The organism is Longimonas sp. (assembly GCF_046498435.1).
GTDB lineage: Bacteria > Bacteroidota > Rhodothermia > Rhodothermales > Salinibacteraceae > Longimonas.
In genome coordinates this window covers 1-7,026 of record NZ_JAWOAR010000294.1, presented here as the reverse complement: position 1 = coordinate 7,026, position 7,026 = coordinate 1, and the positions used below count along the sequence as shown (strand labels likewise).

The following is a 7,026-nucleotide window of genomic DNA, read 5'->3' as shown; positions in this document are numbered from 1 at the left end:
TTCACATCATCCTTAACCACATGGGTCAGCAGCCCTCTTAAAACCGCATCGGTTCTGATAATGAAGTCCCGCCTGATCTCGAAACCATCCCCCGCAGTCAGCTCCGCCAGGACCAGTATGCTACCCATTTGGATGTACGCTACCTGTTGTCGGAGACGTACGGAATGCATCTTCGTAGCTCTGTTGCAGTGGACTGGGGCGAGTTCGACGGCACGCAGATCGGGCTCATGCTGGGTCTGCAGTGGGATGGAACCGTCTCACTGTAGCGGAAAGAGCACAACAAGAGGGCAGATAAAGCGCTTTCATTATAAACTTCCTGCAATATTGATGCACATCGAACGACAGGAGCGCTTCGTCCTTGTATGCTGTAATCGGTTTTATCCAATCTAAAGCGACATCATCTATTCATGCGTTACCTCATCACGGGCGGTGCCGGATTTATCGGAAGCCACCTGGCGGACCATCTGTTGGCACAGGGGCACCATGTCCACGCCTTCGATAACCTGTCGACGGGCTCGCTCGATACGATTGCCCACCTGGCTGATCATGAACGGTTCGCGCTTACGGTGGGCGATGTGTGCGATAAGCCTGCTCTGGAGGAGACCGCCGATGGATGCGACCGCATTGTGCATCTGGCAGCCGCTGTTGGGGTAAAGCGCATCCTGGAGCATCCCGTTGAAACCATTACCACAAACGTGCGCGGCACCGAGCATGTGCTCGAAATTGCCCATGCCCACATGCTTCCCACCTTAGTTGCCTCCACGTCGGAGGTGTATGGCAAGGCGCTCGAAACCGTTGACGACCTCGACACCCTCGCCGAAGAGGGCCCGTGGGTGCTGGGCGCTACCTCAAAGCGGCGATGGGCTTATGCCTGTACCAAAGCGATGGATGAGTTCCTGGGGCTGGCGTATGCGAGTGAGTACAACGTACCGGTCATTGCTGCTCGCTTTTTCAATACCGTGGGCCCACGCCAAACCGGGCAGTACGGCATGGTGGTGCCTTCGTTTGTAAAGCAAGCGCTGGCTGGCGAGTCCATTACAGTCTATGGCGATGGCCGCCAGACGCGATGCTTTACGCATGTGTTGGATGCGGTGGAGGTCGTAGATGCCCTCATGAATACTGAGGCAGCTTACGGAGATGTCTTCAACATTGGGCAGCCCAATCCGGTCTCGATTAACACACTGGCGGAACGCGTGCGCGAGATGACCGGCACGGATGTGCCAATTGAACACGTGCCTTATGAGGAAGCCTATGGCGAAGGATTTGAAGATATGCGCCGCCGCACGCCCGACATGACCAAGCTTGAACAGACCATCGGAACGCGCCCCGAACGCGCCCTCGAAACAATCTTGAATGATGTGATTGCGCATGCACGAGAAAAAAGACAACGCTCGTCCCCCCAAGCGCCGGTTGCGTCTCTAACGGCTGATGCGTTTAATGCGGCATAGTGCACCTGAAAAAGAAGTACCTCTTTGCGCATCACACGATACGAAAAGAGCGCAATAGATGGCATTGCACAGCAGGAAAAAGCGCTACGTATTTCCAACCTCAAGGCGCATGCGCCTGCTCATTTCTATGCCTTTGCATAATTACAACCTACGCTGACCCATGATTGAAGCGTTACGAGCACTCGCTGCGCATCCGTATGGGCTGGTGGCTTTGGCGGCGGGGAGTGCGCTGGTAACGGTACTGGTCACCACGCCCCTTGTGATTCGCCTGGCGAAGCGCATGGGATGGGTGGCGTACCCACGTGAAGACCGGTGGCATGCTACGCCAACGGCGCTCATGGGGGGCATTGGTTTGGTCGGTGCAGCATTTGTTGGGGGCGCAGCCAGCGGCACAATCGGTCTGCTCTGGCCGGTTTGGGTCGGCGGCGCTTTGCTTTTTGCTACTGGCATGTACGACGACCTGAAGGGGGTGCCTCCTGCTGGGAAGCTCATTGCTCAGATTGTGGCGACTGCCCTTCTTATGATGGAGGGGTATCTCTTCATGGGCGACTGGCACTGGGCTATCTCAGGGCCGCTCACGTTTCTCTGGGTAGCAGGTGTTACCAATGCCATCAATCTGCTCGACAACATGGATGGCCTTGCGGCAGGGGTGGCGGGTATTGCGGCGCTTGTCATGCTTGTCGTAAGTGTCGTCACTGGGCTCCCGGCTGTCGTTGGCATCATGGCGGCAGTGGCGGGCGCAACAGCCGGTTTCCTGGTCTTCAATTTTAAGCCCGCAAAAATCTTCATGGGAGACTGCGGGAGCCTCTTTCTGGGGTATATGCTGGGTGCGGTTGCGCTTGTCGTACAGACGGAAGTGCCTGTGCAGGCGTCTTTTGCCGTGATGGTTCTGCCATTTGCTGTACTGGCCGTACCAATCATGGACACCACTATGGTGATGATCGTCCGCCGTTGGATGGGACGCCCGGTATCGAAAGGCGGACGCGACCACACGTCGCATCGGCTGGTGTTCTTGGGACTGTCGGAGGCGCAGGCTGTGCTCACGCTATACGCGATCAGCGCAGCCGGGGGCGTGCTGGCGCTGGCGCTGCTCTTTGTGGATACGCTGCTCTTTTATGCGCTCTCGGCGCTAGCAGGTGTATCGCTCACTGTGTTTGGCGTGTATCTGGCACGCGCCAATGTTTACGCTGAAGAGGATGATACCAGTGCCGTTGGCACCTCAGGCGATGGGGCCCCCGTTCGCCCGTCGACTTCGGAGATGCAGAACGCCCACCTGCTCTTTCGGCTGTTCGGACACCGATGGAAAGCCGTGTTTGGCGTGTTTGCAGATAGTGCGCTTTTGGCTGCTGCTTTTGTGATGGCTCATTACTTGCGCTTTGAGCAGGGGCTCACACCCGGCCAGGAAGAGCGGATGCTGGAGGTGTTGCCGCTGCTCATTTCGGCAAAAATCATTGTGTTCTCTGCCATGGGGATGTACCGAGCCATCTGGCGCCATGCAGGAACGCCCGAAATCGTGCGCACGATCGGAGCCTCGGTGCTGGCGTCTGGGGTTGGGGGCGGCGTATGGGGAGCCTTCTTTTCGTGGGAGACGTTTTCGGTATCCGTCTGGATCATCGACTGGATGATCGTGACACTGTCCGTTGTGGGCGTGCGGTTTGGCTTCCGAGGGCTCCGGCAGTATTTCTTGGCCCACGAAACGAAGGGGCCGCGCGTGGTGATCTACGGAGCCAACGACTCCGGGGCGCTGCTCCTCCGCGAAATTCGGCAGAACCCAGAGCTTGCGTACAACCCCGTTGGGTTTGTGGATGACGACCCGCTCAAGGAAGAGCAGCGCGTGCAGGGGCTGCCCGTTTTGGGGACAGGCGACCGGCTTGCAGCTATCTGCCGGTTGTATCATGTTGAAGGAGTGCTCCTCTCGCTTCGTGATATGGACGAGGCCGAACGTGCCGCTGCCATTGAGGCAACTCGCCCGCTTGATATTCCCTGCCATGAGCTTGGCATGACGCTGATGACCGCCTCCGAAACGACCGATGCTGCTCCCTCTTCTCCAATTCCGAGCCCGTCGTAACCAGGCGGCGTTTGATCTTCTTGCTTCTTTTTTGCCTTTGCCATCAACAGGTTGAATCATGAACACAAACGGACAATCCGAAACAGCTTCCGATCTGCTTCTTGAGGCACTTCATGACCACAGCGCAACCATTGGTATAGTGGGGTTGGGATACGTGGGCCTTCCGCTGGCTGTAGAGTATGCAGCAGCCGGGTTTGAAACTATTGGAATCGAGCTCAACGAGACCCGCACCGAGCAGCTCAATGCCGGAGAAAACTACATTGACGATCTGGAAGATGCACAGGTTGCTTCGCTCGTTGAGCAGGGACGCCTGCGCGCTACAACAACGTACGAGGAGGCGGGCGATATCGATGTGTTCTTCCTGTGCGTGCCCACGCCCGTAACCGAGCACAAAGAACCCAACACGACCTACATCGAGTCGGCTACACGCTCGATTGCTGAGCACCTGCGTCCGGGGCAGCTCATCATTATCAAGAGCACCACGTATCCCGATACGACCGAGGGGGTGGTACAGCCGATTCTGGAAGAAGCCGCCGCCGAGAAAGGAATGACGCTGGGCGAAGATTACTTCCTGGCGTTTAGTCCCGAGCGCATTGATCCGGGCAATAAAGAGTTTACTACAGCCAACACACCGGTCGTGGTGGGCGGGGTGACGGAAGCCTGCACCACGGTGGCTGAGGCAACCCTCCGCGAAATCATCGCCGAGATTCATGTTGCGCCCTCGCCCAAAGTGGCGGAGATGGAGAAGCTGCTCGAAAACATCTTCCGCTCGGTAAACATCGCGTTGGTAAACGAGCTTGCGAAGCTCTGCGACCGGGTCGAAGACCTTTCGATGTGGGATGTCATTGATGCCGCCAAGACGAAGCCGTTCGGATTTATGCCGTTTTATCCGGGCCCTGGGCTCGGCGGCCACTGCATCCCTATAGACCCCTATTACCTGTCGTGGCTGGCCCGCCGCTATGACTTTGAGACCAGCTTCATCACGCTGGCGGCGCGTGTGAATGAGAGCATGCCGTACTACGTGGCCGAAGGCGTTGTGGAGCAGATTGCACGCCAGCCAGTTCGGTTGCGCGATGCAAAAGTGCTTGTGCTGGGCGTGGCCTTTAAGGGCAATGTAGACGACACGCGGCACTCCCCTGCCGAAACTGTTATCCGTCTGCTGCGCGAGAAGGGAATCGACCAGGTCGCGTTTGCGGATCCGCATGTGGAGACGTTTGCTGTGCGCGCCTCTGATGGCGAAACGCATTCTGTAGAAAAGAAAGCTCTTACCCCCGAGGTGCTTCAGGCATACGACGTGGCGGTGCTCATCACCAATCACGAGGCGTTCGATACGGAGATGATCGCCACGCATGCGAATGCGATCGTAGACACGCGCAATGCCTTGAGCGATGTCAGCGACGAACGGCGCAGCAAGATTCGACTGCTGGGCGGCGGCCATGAAAACGGAAAGGCCGAAAATGGCGTCCACAAAAACGTGGTCACCTCGCATGCGTCTACCGTGTAGCTATCGCGTGGGCAGCGCGCAGTTAAGCCGTGCAGTTAAGCGATGGGCGGGGCACAAGATGGGTTGTGCATGCAAAACGACAAGGCGTGTACGGATAGGCTTGCCGAATTGGGTCTGTCTGTAGCATCTGCAACAACGGGCTGTTCTGTGGGGTACACAGCAGCCCGTTTTATTGTGTCGTATACCCGTGTCTGTATTATGTCCATACTTCTTGCTGCCCAGTCCGAAACGGCGACCTCAATTCCGCTTGGACTTGAGTGGATGCCTGTTGCCAGTATTTTGGTGCCAGCGGTGCTTCTGGCCGTAATTATTTACCTGGGGTCGAGCCAGTCTGTGCACTAACGGCTCGTGTGTAAACGATCCGCTCTTGCTTTGCATTTTTGGGGATGCGCAGTCCGCATCCTATGCCTATGGATCAACGCATCAGTGAACAGGATCAGTTAGCTGAGTGGGTCGCTCCACTTCGCGATCAGAGCGCTGCCTACACGCTGTTGGCCGTGTGCCCAACATCGGATGCGGTGCTCCGCGGCGCGCTGGCCGCAGCATCCGATGCAGAGGCCCCGCTGCTTATTGCTGCGACCCGCAACCAGGTCGACGTAGACGGCGGGTACACGGGCTGGACGCCTCGTGCGCTCGTGGATCGGGTGGAAGCGCTTTGCGGTCAGCTGAGTCCCACGCCAACCGTCCTCTGTTGCGTAGACCATGGCGGGCCGTGGTGCAAAGATGCGGAGCGCATTGCCGGCGTGCCATGGTCTGAGGCCAAAGCCGGTACGCAGACCACCATTCGAGCCGCGCTGGATGCAGGCTACCGGTATGTGCATATTGATACGACCATCGACCCGCACGAAGAGGGGCCGCTTCCGGTTGAGACGATGGTGCAGCGTACGCAAGAATTGCTTTCGTGGACCGAGGCGTACCGTCAAGAGCACAATTACTCGCGCGTCACCTATGAGGTGGGTATTGAGGAGGTGGCCCCGGCAGCGGTAGACGATTCGCATGCGCGCCTGGATGCCTTTCTTACGCAGCTCTACGATGGCATCCCCCCCGAGCAGCAGCCGACGTTTGTGGTGAGCGATGTGGGCACGTCGTTCGGCACTGGGCAGTTCGATACCGACCATGCGCGGCAGGTGGTGCGCCACGTACGCTCGTTCGGTGCGCTGGTGAAGGCACACTACAGCGATTTTGTCGAAATGCTTGATGCATATCCCCGATGCGGCGTCGGCGGGGCGAATATTGGGCCGGGACTCTCAGCCATAGAATACGAATCGTTGTGCGAACTGGAGAGCCTCGCCAAATCCATTGGTGCTACGCCGACATGGCACGATACGCTCCGTGATGTGCTTGTAGAGAGTGGACGCTGGCGCAAGTGGACCACGGACGCAGGGGCCGATTTTGATGCGCTGTCTGCCGACCAACAAGAGACGCTCTTGGCTACCGGAAGCCGGTACGTGTGGGCGCATCCGGCTGTCGAGGAAGCGCGTGCCTCGTTGTACGACCAGGTTGCCGCCTACCGCGATGGCGATGCCTATGTAACGTGGCGGCTGCGTAGCGCTGTAACAGACATGATGCACGCTCTTAATGTGGTGGGGCGACTTGAGTAGCCTACTGCTCTGTCACAGATGATTCATGGGGTAACGTATGAACTCCCACATTATAGTCATCCAGATCCTGAATCGAGTTCAGGACAGGCAAGGCGCCCCCCTCCGTATTGCCGTTTGGGTAGTAGGCGGCAAAGGGCATCAGCCGCGAGGCGTCATCGATCAGTACGCAAAGCTGGGGCCGCAGTACCTTGCCTTCCGCCGTGCGGATCGTCGGGCCGGGGGAGAAGTCCACCATCCAGAGCTCATTGACATAGGCACTTGCAAAGGCTTTTTTGGGACCGCTTTCCAGTCGCCCGGACTGCAGGCTCCTGCGGTCATAGCCGTGGCGGGCCAGATAGCGGTAGGCCGAGCGCAACGGAGGTAGCTCCCGGCCTTCACGCTCCCAGTGCGCATAGAGCACCTTGA

The 7,026-nt window shown here is 58.1% G+C and carries 5 protein-coding genes and 1 pseudogene; 5 read left to right on the top strand and 1 reads right to left on the bottom strand.

Features of this window, described 5'->3' with window-relative positions; all coding sequences use genetic code 11:
• Positions 1 to 407: 407 nt before the first annotated feature.
• The 5 genes from R6U20_RS11440 (at position 408) to R6U20_RS11420 (ending at position 6,621) form a co-directional block, all read left to right on the top strand.
• Positions 408 to 1,448 (top strand): GDP-mannose 4,6-dehydratase, encoded by a 1,041-nt coding sequence (locus R6U20_RS11440; RefSeq protein ID WP_410337989.1) that lies wholly within the window; start codon positions 408 to 410, stop codon positions 1,446 to 1,448.
• Between the two features lie 160 nt (positions 1,449 to 1,608).
• Complete coding sequence (locus R6U20_RS11435) at positions 1,609 to 3,516, top strand: hypothetical protein (protein ID WP_410337988.1); 1,908 nt, start codon at positions 1,609 to 1,611, stop codon at positions 3,514 to 3,516.
• A gap of 58 nt (positions 3,517 to 3,574) precedes the next feature.
• The gene (locus R6U20_RS11430; protein ID WP_410337987.1) at positions 3,575 to 5,020 is read left to right on the top strand and encodes a nucleotide sugar dehydrogenase; all 1,446 of its coding nucleotides are present in this window, start codon (positions 3,575 to 3,577) and stop codon (positions 5,018 to 5,020) included.
• Between the two features lie 198 nt (positions 5,021 to 5,218).
• On the top strand, positions 5,219 to 5,362 hold the full coding sequence (locus tag R6U20_RS11425) for a hypothetical protein (protein ID WP_410337986.1): 144 nt from the start codon (positions 5,219 to 5,221) through the stop codon (positions 5,360 to 5,362).
• Positions 5,363 to 5,430: 68 nt separating this feature from the next.
• A complete protein-coding gene (locus R6U20_RS11420) occupies positions 5,431 to 6,621 on the top strand; it encodes a class II D-tagatose-bisphosphate aldolase non-catalytic subunit (protein WP_410337985.1) in 1,191 nt (396 codons plus the stop codon).
• Between the two features lies 1 nt (position 6,622).
• Here R6U20_RS11420 and R6U20_RS11415 read toward each other — a convergent pair.
• A pseudogene (locus R6U20_RS11415) lies at positions 6,623 to 7,026 on the bottom strand (hypothetical protein); the annotation flags it as partial.

Bases quoted from the DNA above. Each gene is read 5' to 3' on its own strand.
- R6U20_RS11430 (WP_410337987.1), top strand. From the start codon at position 3,575: ATGAACACAAACGGACAATCCGAAACAGCTTCCGATCTGCTTCTTGAG.
- R6U20_RS11435 (WP_410337988.1), top strand. From the start codon at position 1,609: ATGATTGAAGCGTTACGAGCACTCGCTGCGCATCCGTATGGGCTGGTG.
- R6U20_RS11425 (WP_410337986.1), top strand. From the start codon at position 5,219: ATGTCCATACTTCTTGCTGCCCAGTCCGAAACGGCGACCTCAATTCCG.
- R6U20_RS11420 (WP_410337985.1), top strand. From the start codon at position 5,431: ATGGATCAACGCATCAGTGAACAGGATCAGTTAGCTGAGTGGGTCGCT.
- R6U20_RS11440 (WP_410337989.1), top strand. From the start codon at position 408: ATGCGTTACCTCATCACGGGCGGTGCCGGATTTATCGGAAGCCACCTG.